Source organism: Herbidospora sakaeratensis, assembly GCF_001570525.1.
Classification (GTDB): domain Bacteria; phylum Actinomycetota; class Actinomycetes; order Streptosporangiales; family Streptosporangiaceae; genus Herbidospora; species Herbidospora sakaeratensis.
The window spans coordinates 261,128-276,948 of sequence record NZ_BBXC01000016.1 but is presented as its reverse complement, the minus strand read 5'-3'; the positions used below and the strand labels follow the sequence as shown (position 1 = coordinate 276,948).

Here is a 15,821-nt window from a genome sequence, read left to right as displayed (position 1 = left end):
TCGAAACCCCTCCGGGGTGCCGCGCTTGACGCGAAAGAGGACGGTTAGGGACTGTGGCATCGGTAACATAACTGCTTAAGTCGCAAATCCGTCCTCTAGTCGCAAAAGAGTACAAAGGCTCCTAGTGTCGAACGAAATGGAAAGTCCTCGCCCGCGTGTACGGCTCGCGCGCGGTGTGTCGCCGTGGCTGGCTCCGACAGCGGCCGCGGCGGCCGTCACCGCGGTCCTGACCGCCCGGTCTCCCAAGTGGGCTCTCGCGGCGGTGCCGCTGACGGCCCTCACGGGAGGGATGCTCTGGTTCTTCCGCGATCCTGACCGTTCGCCCGGCGCCGGGCGGCTGCTCTCGCCCGCCGACGGCGTCGTGCAGAGCGTCGACCCCTGGACCGACGGCCGCACCCGCGTCGCCATCTTCATGAGCCCGCTGAACGTCCACGTCAACCGCGCCCCCGTCGCCGGGACCGTCGTCTCGGTCGAGCACGTCGCGGGGGGCTTCGTGCCCGCGTTCAACAAGGACAGCGACAAGAACGAACGTGTGGTGTGGCACTTCGACACCGCGCTCGGCGACATCGAGATGGTCCAGATCGCCGGGGCCGTCGCGCGCCGAATCGTCCCCTACCTGCAGGCCGGCGCGAAGGTCGCCCAGGGCGACCGCGTCGGGTTGATCCGGCTGGGCTCCCGGGTCGACCTCTACCTGCCCGAGGGCGTCGAGCCCGCCGTGACCGTCGGCGACAAGACCGTGGCTGGGGTGACCCGCATTGACCGCGCCTGATATCAGGGCCGGAGGCTGGTCCGTCGAAGAAGAGGAAGAACCGATAGGGCCGGTCGGCAAGGCGTTCCGGCTGTCGGCCGCCGACCTGCTCTCCCTGGGCAACGCGTTGTCGGGGTTCCTGTCGGTGGTCGTGCTGGCGTACAGCGCGATCGACCAGCTCAGGATGACCGGCAAGTTCGAGCCCGACCCGCGGTTCTTCGGCACCGCCGTCGTGCTGCTGCTCGTCGGGGCGACCTGTGACCTGTTCGACGGGCTGGTGGCCCGCCGGTTCCGGGCCTCGGCGATGGGCGCCGAGCTCGACAACCTGGCCGACGTGATCAGCTTCGGCTTCGCGCCGGCGTTCATGATCGTGATCTGGGGCGGTTTCGACGCCCCGCTGCCACTGTGGCTGGTCTTGGCCGCCGCGGCGTCGGTGCTGCTCGCCGGCGTCATCCGGCTGGCCCGGTTCGCCTGTGTGAAGACCAAGAGCGGCGACTTCATGGGCCTGCCCATCCCCATGGGCGCCATGACGATCGTGTCGATCGTGCTGCTGTTCCAGCCGACGATCTGGACGATCCTCGGCATCTTCGCCACGTCCTACCTGATGATCAGCCGGATCGAGTACCCCAAGCCCAAGGGCAACCTGGCGGCGGTCGTGCTCGGCTGGATGATGATCAACGTCGCCTGCCTCACGATCTGGGCGGCCGGGCTGCCCGGCGGCGACCAGCTCATCCAGGTCGGCGCGATCATGCAGATCGCGATCGTGTCGGCGATCCCGCTGCGGGTGCTCATGTTCCGGCGTGCCAAGCGCAAAGAGCGCCTCTCGAGCTCTGGTTAGCCGTCCTCGCCGGGCGTTGAATGAACGTATGGCGACCGCCCCGCGTGAGCTCACCCGGTCCTACTTCCTCGGCAAGCTGGCGCGTGAGCTCGAACAGCGCGGCTTCGCCGTCACCCTTCGGCTCGATCCGCCGTCGCTGAAGGTGAGCGACCCCGAGGCCGCCCTGCTCAACGAGACCGTCGACTGCGTCTCGCTGCAGGGCGGCTGGTTCTACCGGTGGTCGTGGGGCGAGGTGGTGGAGAGCGCCGACGAGCCCGACGCCGCCGCCACGCTCATCGCCAAGGTGCTGGGCGCGCGCTGACTACCAGCCGCGCGCCTTCCACTCGGGCAGCGCGGGGCGTTCGGCCCCGAGCGTGGTGTCCTTCCCGTGGCCCGGGTAGACCCACGTGTCGTCGTCGAACCGGTCGAAGATCCGCTCGACGACGTCGGTGTAGAGCCGGGTGAACCGCTCGGCGTCCTTCTGGGTGTTGCCCACGCCGCCCGGGAACAGCGAGTCGCCCGTGAAGACGTGGCCCGGGTAGTAGAGGGCGATCGAGCCGGGCGTGTGGCCGCGCAGGTGGATCACCTCCAGGTCGGTCACGCCCACGGTCACCCGGTCGCCGCCGTCGACGGGCCGGGCCTCGACCGGCAGCGCGGCGGCGTCCTCGCGGCCCGCCACCACGGTCGCGCCGGTCGCCTTGACGACCTCCTCCAGGGCGCCCCAGTGGTCGCCGTGCTGGTGGGTGGTCACGATCACGCTGATGGGCTGGCGCCCGATCAGCTCCAGGATCCTCCCTGGCTCGGCGGCGGCGTCGATCAGCATGCCGTCGCCGGTCTCGCGGCAGCGGATCAGGTAGGCGTTGTTGCCGAAGTCGCCGACCTCCATCTTGGCGATGGTGATCTTCTCCAGCTCCCGGACGTCGGCCGGGCCGCCCTTGGACACGTCTCCCGTATAGGTCATGAGATCACGCTAGGCCGTCGGGGGCCGATCGGACCATCCAGGGCGGGGGAGCCGGGAAACCGCCGGGGGTGTGCCGGCCGATCAGCCAGGCGACCAGTTCCCTCTTGGTGGCCCGCAGGTCGGGGCCGTCGGCGCCGTCGATCTTCTCGCCGGTGTCGGTCGCGGTGAGGCTCCGGTACGTCGGCTCGCCCACCAGCGCGGGGGAGTCGCGCCACTCCCAGTCGACGTAGCGGCCGGGCCAGTCGCGCCAGGTGTAGGCCGTGCCGAGGTCGCCGTGGTGGATCTCGACCTCGCGCAGGCGGCGCATCAGGACGTACCAGGCGGGGTGCTCGGGCGGGCGGGTGCCGCTGATCAGGGTGTTCCAGCGGTCGTGCGGGACCGCGTCCACGGCCGCCGCGAAGCGGGCGGTGCTCTCCTCCAGGTCGGCGAGCTGCTCCCCGGCGGGCCTGGCGTAGCCCGCCTCGATGCCGGCGTCGCGCTCGGCGGCGTCGCGGTACTGCGGGGTGACCACGCCCGTGCGGGCCCAGGTGAGCAGGTTGACCAGGGAGTCGGCGTTGCGGGCGACGTGGGTGACCACGTGGCCCCGGCTCCACCCGGGCAGCGCCGAGGGGGCGCGCATCTCCTCGCCGGACAGGGCGGCCACGGTCGAGATCAGCCGGGCGTCGGCGGCCTGGAGCTCGGCCCGGTAGTCGTCAAGAAGGGACATGGCTTCATCCTGGTCCACGGGACACGGGTTTGACCGCCTGCATACTCTGGATGAGCAGGGGGAGACCGGCCCGGCCGGTTTTTGTCGGTGGCGGCGGATAGCCTGCCCGACGCACACCTGTAGACCCCAACGACCATCGGGAACGCTGTGGCTGACCGTCTCGTCGTGCGTGGCGCGCGCGAACACAATTTGAAGGACGTCTCTCTCGATCTCCCCCGAGACGCCCTGATCGTCTTCACCGGGCTGAGCGGCTCGGGCAAGTCGAGCCTGGCCTTCGACACGATCTTCGCCGAGGGCCAGCGGCGCTATGTCGAGTCGCTGTCGGCCTACGCCCGGCAGTTCCTCGGGCAGATGGACAAGCCCGACGTCGACTTCATCGAGGGCCTGTCGCCCGCGGTCTCGATCGACCAGAAGTCGACCAGCCGCAACCCCCGCTCGACCGTCGGCACGATCACCGAGGTGTACGACTACCTGCGGCTCCTGTGGGCCCGCATCGGCAAGCCCCACTGCCCGACCTGCGGCCGGCCGATCGCCCGGCAGACCCCGCAGCAGATCGTCGACCGCGTCCTGGAATTGGAGGAGGGCACCCGCTTCCAGGTGCTCGCGCCGGTCATCCGGGGCCGCAAGGGCGAGTACGCCGAGTTGTTCCGCGAGCTCCAGACCAAGGGCTACGCCCGCGCCCGCGTCGACGGCACGATCATCCGCCTCGAAGAGCCGCCGACCCTCAAGAAGTACGAGAAGCACGACATCGAGGTGATCGTCGACCGGCTGGCGGTCAAGGAGTCGGCCCGCCGCCGCCTGACCGACTCGGTCGAGACCGCGCTGCAGCTGTCGGGCGGCACGATCACCCTCGACTTCGTCGACCTGGAGGCCGACGACCCCAACCGCGAGCGCTTCTACTCCGAGCACCTCTACTGCCCCTACGACGACCTGTCGTTCGAGGAGCTGGAGCCCCGCTCGTTCTCGTTCAACTCGCCGTTCGGCGCCTGCCCCGAGTGCACGGGCCTGGGCACCCGCATGGAGGTCGACCCCGAGCTGGTCGTGCCCGACCCCGAGAAGACCCTCGGCGACGGCGCGCTCACTCCGTGGGCGGGCGGCCACACCAGCGACTACTTCGAGAAGCTGATGGAGGGCCTGGGCAACGCGCTCGGGTTCGACCTCGACACCCCGTGGGAGAAGCTGACCAAGGCCCAGCAGAACGCCCTGCTCCACGGCCACGACGAGCAGGTCCACATCCGCTACAGCAACCGGTTCGGCCGCCAGCGCTCCTACTACACCGACTTCGACGGCGTGATCCCGTGGATCCAGCGCCGCCACGCCGAGTCCGAGAGCGACGCGGTGCGGGAGAAGTTCGAGGGCTACATGCGGGAGATCCCGTGCCCGGCCTGCAAGGGCCGCCGACTGAAGCCGGTCTCGCTCGCGGTGACCGTCGGCGGTTCGTCGATCGCCGAGGTCGCGGCCCTGTCGATCGGCGAGTGCGCCAAGTTCCTGTCGGGGTTCAAGCTCTCCGAGCGCGACATGCACATCGCCGAGCGGGTGGTCAAGGAGATCAACGCCCGCCTGGGCTTCCTGCTCGATGTCGGCCTCGACTACCTGACCCTCAACCGGGCCGCCGGCACCCTGGCCGGCGGCGAGGCCCAGCGCATCAGGCTCGCCACCCAGATCGGCTCGGGTCTGGTGGGTGTCCTCTACGTCTTGGACGAGCCCTCGATCGGCCTCCACCAGCGTGACAACATGCGCCTGCTGGAGACCCTGATCCGGCTGCGCGACATGGGCAACACCCTGATCGTCGTCGAGCACGACGAAGACACCATCGCGGCGGCCGACTGGGTGGTCGACATCGGCCCCGGCGCGGGCGAGCACGGCGGCCAGGTGGTCGTCTCGGGCACCGTCGAGGAACTGCTGGCCAGCGAGGAGTCGCTGACCGGCGCCTACCTGTCGGGCCGGCGGTCCATCGCGGTGCCGAAGAAGCGCCGCAAGCGCGACCGCAAGCGCCAGCTCGTGGTCAAGGGCGCCCGGGAGCACAACCTCGGCGGCATCGACGTCGAGTTCCCGCTCGGCGTCTTCACCGCCGTGACCGGGGTGTCCGGGTCGGGCAAGTCGACGCTGGTCAACGACATCCTCTACAACGCGCTGGCCAAGGAGCTGCACGGCGCGAAGACCGTGCCGGGGCGGCACTCGCGGGTGAACGGCGTCGACCAGCTCGACAAGGTCGTCCACGTCGACCAGTCGCCGATCGGGCGCACCCCGCGCTCCAACCCGGCCACCTACACCGGGGTGTTCGACCACGTCCGCAAGCTGTTCGCGCAGACCACCGAGGCCAAGATCCGGGGCTACCAGCAGGGCCGGTTCAGCTTCAACGTCAAGGGCGGGCGCTGCGAGGCGTGCGCGGGCGACGGCACCATCAAGATCGAGATGAACTTCCTGCCCGACGTCTACGTCCCCTGCGAGGTCTGCCACGGCGCCCGCTACAACCGGGAGACGCTGGAGGTCCACTACAAGGGCAAGACGATCGCCGAGATCCTCGACATGCCGATCGAGGAGGCGCTCGACTTCTTCGAGGCCATCCCCGCCATCAGCCGCCACCTGCGCACCCTCAACGACGTCGGCCTCGGCTACGTCCGTCTCGGGCAGCCGGCCACCACCCTGTCGGGCGGCGAGGCCCAGCGCGTGAAGCTCGCCTCCGAGCTCCAGCGGCGCTCGACGGGCCGCACGATCTACGTGCTCGACGAGCCGACCACCGGCCTCCACTTCGAGGACATCCGGCGGCTGCTGGGCGTGCTGGAGCGGCTGGTCGACGCCGGGAACACGGTCATCGTGATCGAGCACAACCTCGACGTCATCAAGACGGCCGACTGGGTGATCGACATGGGCCCCGAGGGCGGTTCGGGCGGCGGCAAGGTGGTCGCGACCGGCACCCCCGAAGACGTCGCGCTGGTCGACGGCAGCCACACCGGGGTGTTCCTGCGAAAGATCCTCGACCTGTAAGTGCATTTCTTCATATTCCGGTGGGATCCGGTAGGCCAGGCTGAACCGCGGACGGGGTTGGGCCCGTACCTACCAATGATCGGGAAGTCCCCCAGCGGAGGATGGAAATGAACGTTGACGGCACCTCTGAGCAGGAACAGGTCACGAGCGCGCTGACGCGGCGGGGCCTGGTCTTCGCGGTGGGCGGCGCCGGGCTGGCCGCCGCCCTGACGGCGTGCACCGGCTACTCCTCCGGCACGGCCACCAGCGCCGAGCCGCCGGGGTCGGTGCCCGCCGACCAGGCGAAGCCGGCCTGGGGCGACAATCCGCCCCCCGCCGGCGACGCCGAGTCGGAGGCGCCCCCGGCCGACCAGCCGGAAGAGGAACCGGCCGACCCGCCCGCCGAGGAGGAGCCGCCCGCGCAGGCCGCCAACGCCTTCGCCAAGACGGCCGACATCCCCGAGGGCGGCGGCAAGATCTTCGAGGCGGAGAAGGTCGTCATCACCCAGCCCACGCCCGGCAACTTCAAGTGCTTCACCGCGGTCTGCACCCACGCGGGCTGCACGGTGGCCAGCATCTCGGGCGGCACCATCAACTGCCCGTGCCACGGCAGCAAGTTCAAGATCGCCGACGGGTCGGTGGCGGGCGGCCCCGCGCCGTCGCCGCTGGAGGAGAAGAAGATCACGGTGAGCGGGGACAGCATCGTCCTGGCGTGATCATGGCCCGCGGCCGGGCCGTCGACGGCGGTCTGGTGTCGCGGGATAACTCGCGAGGCGGGGGTCACCGGCGTGCCGGACGGCCGTGTCCGCGACTGAGCATCAGGGGCGAGCGCCGCCTCCCGAGCGGTCGGCCGCCTCGTCCGGCCGCAGGCTCCAGTCGCGGTACGGGAGGTAGGACAGCCGCCAGAACAGGATGAACGCGAAGACCATACCGAGCGGCACCAGGACGTAGACGAGGCAGTCGCGCCGGCGATAGGACACGCGCCGCGCGACGAGCAGCATGGGAATGACGGGCAACACGATGAGGAGATCGCGAGCGAGGAGTTGCGCCGTGTTCAGCGAGCTCACGTCGAGGGTGAACGCGAGGACACGGTCCAGCGCCACCGGGCCGAGAATGAACGGGATCCACAGGAGCAGGGTGCGGATGAGCCGCTGCGATCGTCCCCGCGGCGGTTCTTCGCCGCTGACGGCAGGCGACTCCTGAGCCTCCACGCCTCGCTGCTCCCGTCCGTCGGGGGACCGGGCCGACATGCCATCCGTCACATGGGGGATGTCTCCACGAACCTCCTGCCCGTTACAGGTGCCGAGTCCGGGGGGAAGGCCGCCGCTTGGGGTGTCGGGGGTGCTCGGTTGACCATCGGTTGATGATCATGGAGTGGTGTGGGGGTTCGCGCGGGCCGGTCGGTCGGAGTGGTTCGTCCTGGCCGCGGGGGCGGTGCTGGGGTGGGGGGTGCTCGTCGCCTTCCGGCACGCCTGGCTGGCCGACTGGGATCTCCACGTCGCCACCCTGCGGGCGATGCTCGACGAGCCGCCGGCCGGGGGGTGGACGCCGACGCCCTATGTCCTCGGGCTCGCCATGCTGGCCCGGATGTCCGGCGCGGGGCCCGAGACGGTTCTCGGGGCCGCGGGCTTACTGAACGTCCTGTTGCTGCTGGTCGCGCTGCGGGGGTTCGGGCGGGAGCTCGGGGCTCGTGACTCCGTCGCCGGGCTGGCGGCGGTCTTCACGGTGGTGTTGTGGGGGGTCAGCGGGTTCGGGGCGACCGGGTTCCCGGGGCTGACCTCGTTGTCGTTCTCGTTCGCCTTTCCCTCGACGCCGGCGTTGGCGCTGATGGTGCTGACCTGGACGGTGTTCGTGCGGTTCCGGGAGACCGGGCGGGGGCTGGTCGGGCTGGTGCTGCTGCCGCCGGTGATCCTGCTCGTGCATCCGTTCGCGGCCGTGGCGACGCTGCTCGGGGTGGTGGGCATCCTGGTGGCGCGGCGGTGGGAGTGGCGGCGGCTCGTGCTGATCGTGCCCGCCGGGGTGGGGGCGATCGCGCTGGCGCTCGCGTGGCCCTATCCCGACGTGACCGGGGTGCTCGGCGATTCACCGGAGTTCTCCGAGGTGCACGCGCCGCTGCTGGAGGATCCCCATCTGCGGTACGGCCTCGCGCTGCTCGGCGTGCCCGCCCTCCTCTACGGCGTGCGGCGCAGGCTCGGCAGGGAACTGCTGATCATCGCGGCCCTCGGGACCTGCGTGGTGGGGGTGGCCGCGTGGGCCGGGCGGTATGAGTTCGCCCGGTTCGTGCCCGTCGTCGTGCTGGTGTGCCATCTGGCGCTGGCGCGGCACCTGGGGGAGCGGATGACGGGGTGGCGGCCCTACGCCGTGGTGACCGCGATCGGGTGTCTCGCCGGGTTCGTGGCGGCGATGCCGCAGATGGTGGAGACGCTCCCATGATGTCCTCGATCATGGAATCGGAATGTCAGCGGGGACGGATAGTCTTTGAGGGTGGCTGATCCGGCAACCTATCGGCCCGCACCCGGATCGATCCCCGAGTCCCCCGGCGTCTACCGTTTCAGGGATCCCTCCGGCCGGGTGATCTACGTGGGCAAGGCGAAGAGCCTGCGGCAACGACTGAACTCCTACTTCGCCGACTTCGCGAGCCTCCACTTCCGCACGCAGTCGATGCTGACCACCGCCGCGCGCGTCGACTGGACCGTCGTCGGCACCGAGGTCGAGGCCCTCCAGCTCGAATACTCCTGGATCAAGGAGTTCGACCCCCACTTCAACGTCAAGTACCGCGACGACAAGTCCTATCCCTACCTCGCCGTGACGATGTCCGACGAGTTCCCCCGCGTCCAGGTCATGCGCGGCGCCAAGCGCAAGGGCACCCGTTACTTCGGGCCCTACAGCCACGCCTGGGCCATCCGCGAGACGGTCGACCTGCTGCTGCGGGTCTTCCCCGTCCGCACCTGCTCGGCGGGGGTGTTCAAGCGGGCCGGCCAGATCGGGCGGCCCTGCCTGCTCGGCTACATCGACAAGTGCTCGGCGCCCTGCGTCGGCCGGGTCACCCCCGAGGAGCACCGCGAGCTGGCCGAGGACTTCTGCGACTTCATGGCCGGCAACACCACCCGCTTCATCAGGCGCATCGAGCAGGAGATGCGCGAGGCGGCCGCCGTCGAGGAGTACGAGCGGGCGGCGCGGCTGCGCGACGACGTCCAGGCGCTGCAGAAGGCGCTCGAGAAGCAGGCCGTGGTGCTCGGCGACGCCACCGACGCCGACGTGGTGGCGCTGGCCGAAGACGACCTCGAGGCGGCCGTCCAGGTGTTCTACGTGCGCGGCGGGCGCATCCGCGGGCAGCGCGGGTGGGTCGTCGACAAGGTCGAGGAGTCCTCGTCCGGCGACCTGGTCGAACACTTCCTGATCCAGATGTACTCCGAGGCCGAGATCCCGCGCGAGATCCTCGTCCCGGCCAACCCGCCCGACCTCGACGCCGTGGTCGAGCTGCTGTCGGAGGCGAAGGGCGCCCGCGTCCAGGTGCGGGTGCCGCAGCGCGGCGACAAGAAGGCGCTCATGGAGACCGTCGAGCGCAACGCCAAAGAGGCGCTCACCCAGCACAAGCTGCGCCGCTCCAGCGACCTGACCAGCCGCAGCAAGGCCCTCCAGGAGCTTGCCGAGGGGCTCGCCCTCGACCAGGCGCCGCTGCGCGTCGAGTGCTACGACGTCTCCCACATCCAGGGCACCAACGTGGTCGCCTCGATGGTCGTCTTCGAAGACGGGATGGCCCGCAAGAGCGAATACCGGCGGTTCCAGATCAAATCCACCGAGGGCGACGTCGCGTCCATCCACGAGGTCATCACCCGGCGGTTCCGCCGCTACCTCGAAGAACGCAGCGCCACCGGCGAGCTCGGCGGCGAGCCGACCGGCGAGCCGATCGACCCCGAGACCGGCCGGCCGCGCAAGTTCGCCTACCCGCCCAACCTGGTCGTCGTCGACGGCGGCCCCGCGCAGGCCGCGGCGGCCCAGCGGGCCCTCGACGAGCTCGGCATCGACGACGTCGCGGTGTGCGGCCTGGCCAAGCGGCTCGAAGAGGTCTGGCTGCCCGGCGACGACCAGCCGGTGATCCTGCCGCGCACGAGCGAGGCCCTCTACCTTCTGCAGCGGCTCCGTGACGAAGCGCATCGCTTCGCGATCACCTACCATCGTGCCAAGAGGTCCCGATCGCTCAAAGAGAGCGCTCTGGACGCGGTCCCCGGTCTCGGTCCCGCCCGGCGGCAGGCTCTTCTCCGTCACTTCGGCTCCGTGAAACGCCTAGGTGACGCGACGGCCGCCGAGATATGCGAGGTTCCCGGCATCGGGCCGGCGACGGCCGAGGCCATCGTCGCGGCGTTGAAGGGGGAGAACGCATGACCGACACCGACGACACCAAGGGCGGCACGGGCGAGCCGGGATTCGTCATCGTCACCGGCATGTCCGGCGCCGGGCGCAGCACCGCGGCCAAGGCGCTGGAGGACCTGGGCTGGTTCGTCATCGACAACCTGCCGCCCGGCCTGCTGTTCTCGCTGGCCGAGGAGGCCGGGCGGGTCAAGCTGGCCGCCGACCACGTCGCGGCGGTCGTCGACGTGCGGTCGCTGGCGTTCACCACCGACCTCAACGCGGCGATCGAGGAGCTCGACGGCCGCGGGGTCGAGGTCCGGGTGGTGTTCCTGGAGGCCAGCGACGACGAGCTGGTGCGCCGGTTCGAGAACGTGCGCCGGCCCCACCCGCTCCAGGGCGAGAACCGCCTGGTCGACGGCATCGACCGCGAGCGGGGCATCCTGCGCGAGGTCCGGGCCAACGCCGACCTGGTGATCGACACCTCCAAGCTCAACGTCCACGAACTCCGCAAGAAGATCGTCTCGTTCTTCGGCGGGGAGGACCGGCCAGGCCTTAAGGTCAACGTGGTGTCGTTCGGTTACAAATACGGCCTTCCGGTCGATGCCGACCTCGTGGTCGACTGCCGTTTCCTGCCCAACCCTCACTGGGTGCCGGAACTGCGGCCGATGAACGGTCTCGACGTCCCGGTGAGGGAATATGTGCTCAGCCAGCCCGGCGCCAAGGAGTTCCTCGACGGTTACGAGGAGGTCTTCGGCGTGGTCGCCGCCGGTTACACCCGCGAGGGCAAGGGCTACGCCACCCTCGCCGTCGGCTGCACCGGTGGCAAGCACCGCAGCGTGGCCATGTCCGAGCAGCTCGGCGCGCGGCTGCGCGAACGCGGCATGGACGTCCAGGTCAGCCACCGCGATGTGGGTCGCGAGTGAGTGACGGCGACCCCGGGAGACCGAGGGTCGTAGCGCTCGGGGGCGGCCACGGTCTGCACGCCTCGCTCTCCGCCCTGCGCCGGGTGACCACCGACCTCACCGCGGTCGTCACGGTCGCCGACGACGGCGGTTCCAGCGGCCGGCTGCGCCGCGAGCTCGGCGTGCTGCCGCCCGGCGACCTGCGTATGGCGCTGGCCGCGCTCTGCGGCGACGACGAGTGGGGCCAGACGTGGTCCCGGGTCGTCCAGCACCGCTTTCACGGCGAGGGCGACCTGCAGGGACACGCGGTCGGCAACCTGCTGATCGTGGCGCTCTGGGAGCTCCTTGACGACCCTGTCAAGGCACTGGAGTGGGTCGGCCGCCTCCTCGGCGCCCACGGCCGGGTGCTGCCGATGGCCTCGGTGCCGCTCGACATCCAGGCCGAGGTCGAGCTCGACGGGGCGGTCACGACCGTCCGGGGGCAGGTCGCGTGCGCGCTCACGCCCGGTCGTGTGCGGGCGATTTCGCTCGTTCCATCCGATCCGCCGGTGTCTCCCGAGGCGGTCAGGGCCATCCACGAGGCCGACTGGGTGGTGTTCGGGCCGGGCTCCTGGTTCACCAGCGTGCTGCCGCATCTGAAGGTGCCCGGGCTGGCCAGGGCGCTGGCCACCACCAGCGCCCGGCGGCTGGTCATCCTCAACCTGGCCCCCCAGCCGGGGGAGACCGACGGCTTCTCGCCCGAGAACCACCTCGAGGTGCTCCGCGACCACGCGCCGGCGCTGCTGATCGACGCCGTCGTCGCAGATCGGGGCGTGGTTCCCGAACCGGGCGAACTGGAGAAGGCCGTGGTGGCCCTCGGGGGCCGTCTGGTATTGGCCGATGTGGGCGCCTCTGACGGATCTCCCAGGCACGACGCACCACGCCTTGCCGCTGTCCTGGACGAGATTTTCCGCGAGAAGCGGTGATACCCCCTAGTCAGCGTGCGAGAGACTAACGGCCATAGTCTGTTTGGGGGAGGACACGCGCTAATGGCCATGACAGGCGTGGTAAAAGACGAGCTGAGCCGTCTGCCGGTGCTGAAGCCCTGCTGCCGCAAGGCCGAGGTGTCGACGCTGCTGAGGTTCGCCAGCGGGCTCCATCTGGTGGGCGGCCGGATCGTGATCGAGGCCGAGCTCGACACCAACGTGACGGCCCGCCGCCTGATCAAGGACATTGGCGAGGTGTTCGGCCACAAGGCCGAGGTCCTGGTGCTGGCCCCGGCGGGGCTCAGGAAGGGCTCCCGCTACGTCGTCCGGGTCTACAAGGACGGCGAGGCGCTGGCGCGGCAGACCGGTTTGATCGACAACCACGGCCGCCCCGTCCGGGGCCTGCCTCGACAGGTCGTGTCAGGAGCGACCTGCGACGCCGAGGCCGCCTGGCGGGGCGCGTTCCTGGCCCACGGCTCGCTGACCGAGCCGGGCCGGTCGATGTCGCTCGAGGTGACCTGCCCCGGCCCCGAGGCCGCGCTGGCCCTGGTCGGTTCGGCCCGCCGGCTCAAGATCCACGCCAAGGCGCGCGAGGTGCGCGGCGTCGACCGCGTGGTCGTCCGCGACGGCGACGCCATCAGCGCCCTGCTGACCCGCCTGGGCGCCCACGACAGCGTGCTGGCCTGGGAGGAGCGCCGGATGCGGCGCGAGGTCCGGGCCACCGCCAACCGGCTCGCCAACTTCGACGACGCCAACCTGCGCCGCTCGGCCCGCGCGGCCGTGGCCGCCGGGGCGCGCGTGCAGCGGGCCCTGGAGATCCTCGGCGACGACGCCCCCGAGCACCTCGTGATCGCCGGTCGGCTGCGGGTGGAGCACAAGCAGGCGTCGCTGGAGGAGCTCGGCCAGATCGCCGACCCGCCGCTGACGAAGGACGCCATCGCCGGCCGCATCCGGCGCCTGCTCGCCATGGCCGACAAGCGGGCCCAGGACCTCGGCCTGCCGACCACCGAGGCGAGCCTCACCGCCGACATGCTGAGCGGCTGAAGCCCCGGTTACGGCGCAATTTTTTACAGAAAGTCGCCCTGCTTTGCGGCTTTCTTACGCTATGCCGCCCTGCGGCAGACCCACTTGGTCTAAACCAATTTGAGTCCGATAGGGTCTGCACCGAGGTTTCAGTCACGTAACGACGGACGAGGAGAACGGATCCCCGTGACCATCCGCGTAGGCATCAACGGCTTCGGCCGCATTGGCCGCAACTTCTGGCGAGCCGCCGCAGCCAGCGGCAAGGACATCGAGGTCGTCGCTGTCAACGACCTCACGGACAATGCCACGCTCGCGCACCTGCTCAAGTACGACAGCATCCTGGGCCGCCTCCCCTACGAGGTGAAGGCGACCGCCGACGAGATCATCGTCGACGGCAAGGCCATCAAGGCGTTCGCCGAGCGCGACCCGGCCAACCTTCCGTGGGGCGACCTGGGCGTCGACGTCGTCGTCGAGTCGACCGGCTTCTTCACCGACGCCAACAAGGCCAAGGTCCACGCCGAGAACGGCGCGAAGAAGGTCATCATCTCCGCTCCGGCGAAGAACGAGGACGTCACCGTCGTCATGGGTGTCAACCACACCTCGTACGACCCGGCGAACCACACGGTCATCTCCAACGCGTCGTGCACCACCAACTGCCTGGCCCCGCTCGGCAAGGTCCTCAACGACTCCTTCGGGATCGAAAAGGGCCTCATGACGACGATCCACGCGTACACGCAGGACCAGAACCTGCAGGACGGCCCGCACAGCGACCTGCGTCGCGCCCGCGCCGCCGCGCTGAACATCGTCCCCACCTCGACCGGCGCCGCCAAGGCGATCGGCCTGGTGCTGCCCGAGCTCAAGGGCAAGCTCGACGGCTTCGCCCTGCGCGTGCCGATCCCCACGGGCTCGGCCACCGACCTCACGGTCGAGCTCAAGCGCGAGGTGACCGTCGAAGAGGTCAACGCCGCGTTCAAGGCCGCCGCCGAGGGCCCGCTCAAGGGCTACCTCACCTACACCGAGGACGACATCGTCTCGAGCGACATCGTCACCGACCCGAGCTCCTGCATCTTCGACGCCGGCCTGACCAAGGTCTTCGGCAACCAGGTGAAGGTCATCGGCTGGTACGACAACGAGTGGGGTTACAGCAACCGCCTCGTGGACCTCATCGAGTACGTGGGTGCCTCGCTCTGATGCGTGGTCTCGACGAGCTCGACGTGAAGGGTCGGCGCGTCCTCGTGCGCGCCGACCTGAACGTTCCCCTCGACGGGGACGTGATCACCGATGACGGCCGCATCCGCGCCTCGCTCCCGACGATTCAGGAGCTGGCCGGCAAGGGCGCCAAGGTGATCGTCTGCGCTCACCTGGGCCGTCCCAAGGGCCAGGTCAAGCCGGAGTTCTCGCTGGCCCCCGTGGCCAAGCGGCTGTCCGAGCTGCTGGGCGAGCCGGTCGCCTTCGCCTCCGACGTGGTGGGCGACTCCGCCCGCGCCACCGTCGCGGCGCTGGAGCCGGGCCAGGTGGCCCTGCTGGAGAACCTGCGCTACGAGCCGGGCGAGGAGTCCAAGGACGACGCCGCCCGCGCCGAGTTCGCGGCCCGCCTGGCCATGCTCGCGGACCTCTACGTCGGCGACGGCTTCGGAGCGGTCCACCGCAGGCACGCGTCGGTCTACGACGTGCCCAAGCAGCTTCCCCACGCGGTCGGCGGCCTGATCGCCGCCGAGGTCGAGGTGCTGAAGAAGCTGACCGAAGACCCGGCCCGCCCCTACGCGGTCGTGCTGGGCGGCGCGAAGGTCTCCGACAAGCTCAAGGTCATCGCGAACCTGCTGACCAAGGTCGACCGGCTGCTCATCGGCGGCGGCATGGCCTACACGTTCCTCAAGGCGCAGGGCTACGAGGTCGGCAAGTCCCTCCTGCAGGAGGAGCAGCTCGACACCGTCCGCGGCTTCCTGAACGAGGCCGCCTCGCGCGGCGTCGACCTGGTCCTGCCGGTCGACATCCTCGCGGCCACCGAGTTCGCCGAGGACGCCGAGTACGAGGTCGTCGACGCCACCGCCATCCCGGCCGACCGCGAGGGCCTGGACATCGGCCCGCGCACCCGCGAGCTGTTCGCCCAGAAGCTGGCCGACGCCCAGACCGTGTTCTGGAACGGCCCGATGGGCGTGTTCGAGTTCGAGGCGTTCTCGGGCGGCACCCGCGCCGTCGCCGAGGCGCTCGTGCGCTCCGAGGCGTTCACCGTGGTCGGCGGCGGCGACTCCGCCGCGGCGGTGCGCAAGCTCGGCCTGCCGGAAGACGGCTTCTCGCACATCTCCACCGGTGGCGGAGCCTCCCTCGAATACCTCGAGGGCAAGGAACTGCCCGGCCTGATCGCGCTGGAGGACTGAC

15 protein-coding genes are annotated in these 15,821 nt (G+C 70.2%); 12 read left to right on the top strand and 3 right to left on the bottom strand.

Features of this window, described 5'->3' with window-relative positions; translation table 11 throughout:
* The first annotated feature begins 136 nt into the window (after positions 1–136).
* Genes AW271_RS27025 through AW271_RS27015 form a run of 3 tightly spaced genes read left to right on the top strand, consistent with a single transcriptional unit; the run spans position 137 to position 1,887 of the window.
* Positions 137–769, top strand: coding sequence for a phosphatidylserine decarboxylase (locus AW271_RS27025; protein ID WP_062340405.1), 633 nt, complete (start codon positions 137–139; stop codon positions 767–769).
* Positions 756–1,586 carry a CDP-diacylglycerol--serine O-phosphatidyltransferase gene (pssA, locus tag AW271_RS27020; protein ID WP_062340404.1) on the top strand — a complete coding sequence of 277 codons (831 nt, stop codon included), beginning with the start codon at positions 756–758 and terminating at the stop codon, positions 1,584–1,586. Before AW271_RS27025 ends, pssA begins: the two co-directional genes overlap by 14 nt.
* A gap of 28 nt (positions 1,587–1,614) precedes the next feature.
* Positions 1,615–1,887: a hypothetical protein gene (locus tag AW271_RS27015; protein WP_062340403.1), complete on the top strand. Its 273-nt coding sequence runs from the start codon at positions 1,615–1,617 to the stop codon at positions 1,885–1,887.
* On the opposite strand, the gene AW271_RS27010 is transcribed toward AW271_RS27015, so the two are convergent.
* Both AW271_RS27010 and AW271_RS27005 read right to left on the bottom strand, forming a co-directional pair.
* Positions 1,888–2,526 carry an MBL fold metallo-hydrolase gene (locus AW271_RS27010; protein WP_062340402.1) on the bottom strand — a complete coding sequence of 213 codons (639 nt, stop codon included), beginning with the start codon at positions 2,524–2,526 and terminating at the stop codon, positions 1,888–1,890.
* A gap of 4 nt (positions 2,527–2,530) precedes the next feature.
* A complete protein-coding gene (locus AW271_RS27005) occupies positions 2,531–3,232 on the bottom strand; it encodes a maleylpyruvate isomerase N-terminal domain-containing protein (RefSeq protein WP_062340401.1) in 702 nt (233 codons plus the stop codon).
* A 147-nt stretch (positions 3,233–3,379) separates the two neighbouring features.
* Here AW271_RS27005 and uvrA point away from each other — a divergent pair, with 147 nt between their 5' ends.
* Both uvrA and AW271_RS26995 read left to right on the top strand, forming a co-directional pair.
* Positions 3,380–6,220 carry an excinuclease ABC subunit UvrA gene (gene uvrA, locus AW271_RS27000; RefSeq protein ID WP_062340400.1) on the top strand — a complete coding sequence of 947 codons (2,841 nt, stop codon included), beginning with the start codon at positions 3,380–3,382 and terminating at the stop codon, positions 6,218–6,220.
* 107 nt (positions 6,221–6,327) lie between these two features.
* On the top strand, positions 6,328–6,915 hold the full coding sequence (locus tag AW271_RS26995; RefSeq protein WP_062340399.1) for a Rieske (2Fe-2S) protein: 588 nt from the start codon (positions 6,328–6,330) through the stop codon (positions 6,913–6,915).
* Positions 6,916–7,017: 102 nt separating this feature from the next.
* Here the strand turns inward: AW271_RS26995 and AW271_RS26990 are convergent, their stop codons facing one another.
* The gene (locus AW271_RS26990; protein ID WP_157554658.1) at positions 7,018–7,410 is read right to left on the bottom strand and encodes a hypothetical protein; all 393 of its coding nucleotides are present in this window, start codon (positions 7,408–7,410) and stop codon (positions 7,018–7,020) included.
* A 163-nt stretch (positions 7,411–7,573) separates the two neighbouring features.
* Between AW271_RS26990 and AW271_RS26985 the strand changes: the two genes are divergently transcribed.
* From AW271_RS26985 to AW271_RS26955, 7 genes are all read left to right on the top strand, one after another.
* Positions 7,574–8,632 (top strand): hypothetical protein, encoded by a 1,059-nt coding sequence (locus tag AW271_RS26985; RefSeq protein ID WP_062340397.1) that lies wholly within the window; start codon positions 7,574–7,576, stop codon positions 8,630–8,632.
* 51 nt (positions 8,633–8,683) lie between these two features.
* Entirely contained in the window at positions 8,684–10,585 is a 1,902-nt protein-coding gene (gene uvrC, locus AW271_RS26980) for an excinuclease ABC subunit UvrC (protein WP_062340396.1), read from the top strand.
* The gene (gene rapZ / locus AW271_RS26975) at positions 10,582–11,475 is read left to right on the top strand and encodes an RNase adapter RapZ (RefSeq protein WP_062340395.1); all 894 of its coding nucleotides are present in this window, start codon (positions 10,582–10,584) and stop codon (positions 11,473–11,475) included. Before uvrC ends, rapZ begins: the two co-directional genes overlap by 4 nt.
* On the top strand, positions 11,472–12,419 hold the full coding sequence (locus tag AW271_RS26970; protein ID WP_062340394.1) for a gluconeogenesis factor YvcK family protein: 948 nt from the start codon (positions 11,472–11,474) through the stop codon (positions 12,417–12,419). Before rapZ ends, AW271_RS26970 begins: the two co-directional genes overlap by 4 nt.
* 63 nt (positions 12,420–12,482) lie before the next feature.
* On the top strand, positions 12,483–13,463 hold the full coding sequence (gene whiA / locus AW271_RS26965) for a DNA-binding protein WhiA (RefSeq protein ID WP_030452232.1): 981 nt from the start codon (positions 12,483–12,485) through the stop codon (positions 13,461–13,463).
* A gap of 165 nt (positions 13,464–13,628) precedes the next feature.
* Positions 13,629–14,633, top strand: coding sequence for a type I glyceraldehyde-3-phosphate dehydrogenase (gene gap / locus AW271_RS26960; protein ID WP_062340393.1), 1,005 nt, complete (start codon positions 13,629–13,631; stop codon positions 14,631–14,633).
* Positions 14,633–15,820: a phosphoglycerate kinase gene (locus AW271_RS26955; protein ID WP_062340392.1), complete on the top strand. Its 1,188-nt coding sequence runs from the start codon at positions 14,633–14,635 to the stop codon at positions 15,818–15,820. Before gap ends, AW271_RS26955 begins: the two co-directional genes overlap by 1 nt.
* Position 15,821 lies beyond the last annotated feature (1 nt).

Excerpts from the sequence above, each read along its gene's own strand:
- AW271_RS26955 (WP_062340392.1), top strand. The coding sequence starts at position 14,633 with ATGCGTGGTCTCGACGAGCTCGACGTGAAGGGTCGGCGCGTCCTCGTG.
- AW271_RS27015 (WP_062340403.1), top strand. The coding sequence starts at position 1,615 with ATGGCGACCGCCCCGCGTGAGCTCACCCGGTCCTACTTCCTCGGCAAG.
- whiA (WP_030452232.1), top strand. The coding sequence starts at position 12,483 with ATGGCCATGACAGGCGTGGTAAAAGACGAGCTGAGCCGTCTGCCGGTG.
- AW271_RS27010 (WP_062340402.1), bottom strand. The coding sequence starts at position 2,526 with ATGACCTATACGGGAGACGTGTCCAAGGGCGGCCCGGCCGACGTCCGG.
- AW271_RS26995 (WP_062340399.1), top strand. The coding sequence starts at position 6,328 with ATGAACGTTGACGGCACCTCTGAGCAGGAACAGGTCACGAGCGCGCTG.
- rapZ (WP_062340395.1), top strand. The coding sequence starts at position 10,582 with ATGACCGACACCGACGACACCAAGGGCGGCACGGGCGAGCCGGGATTC.
- AW271_RS27005 (WP_062340401.1), bottom strand. The coding sequence starts at position 3,232 with ATGTCCCTTCTTGACGACTACCGGGCCGAGCTCCAGGCCGCCGACGCC.
- AW271_RS27025 (WP_062340405.1), top strand. The coding sequence starts at position 137 with ATGGAAAGTCCTCGCCCGCGTGTACGGCTCGCGCGCGGTGTGTCGCCG.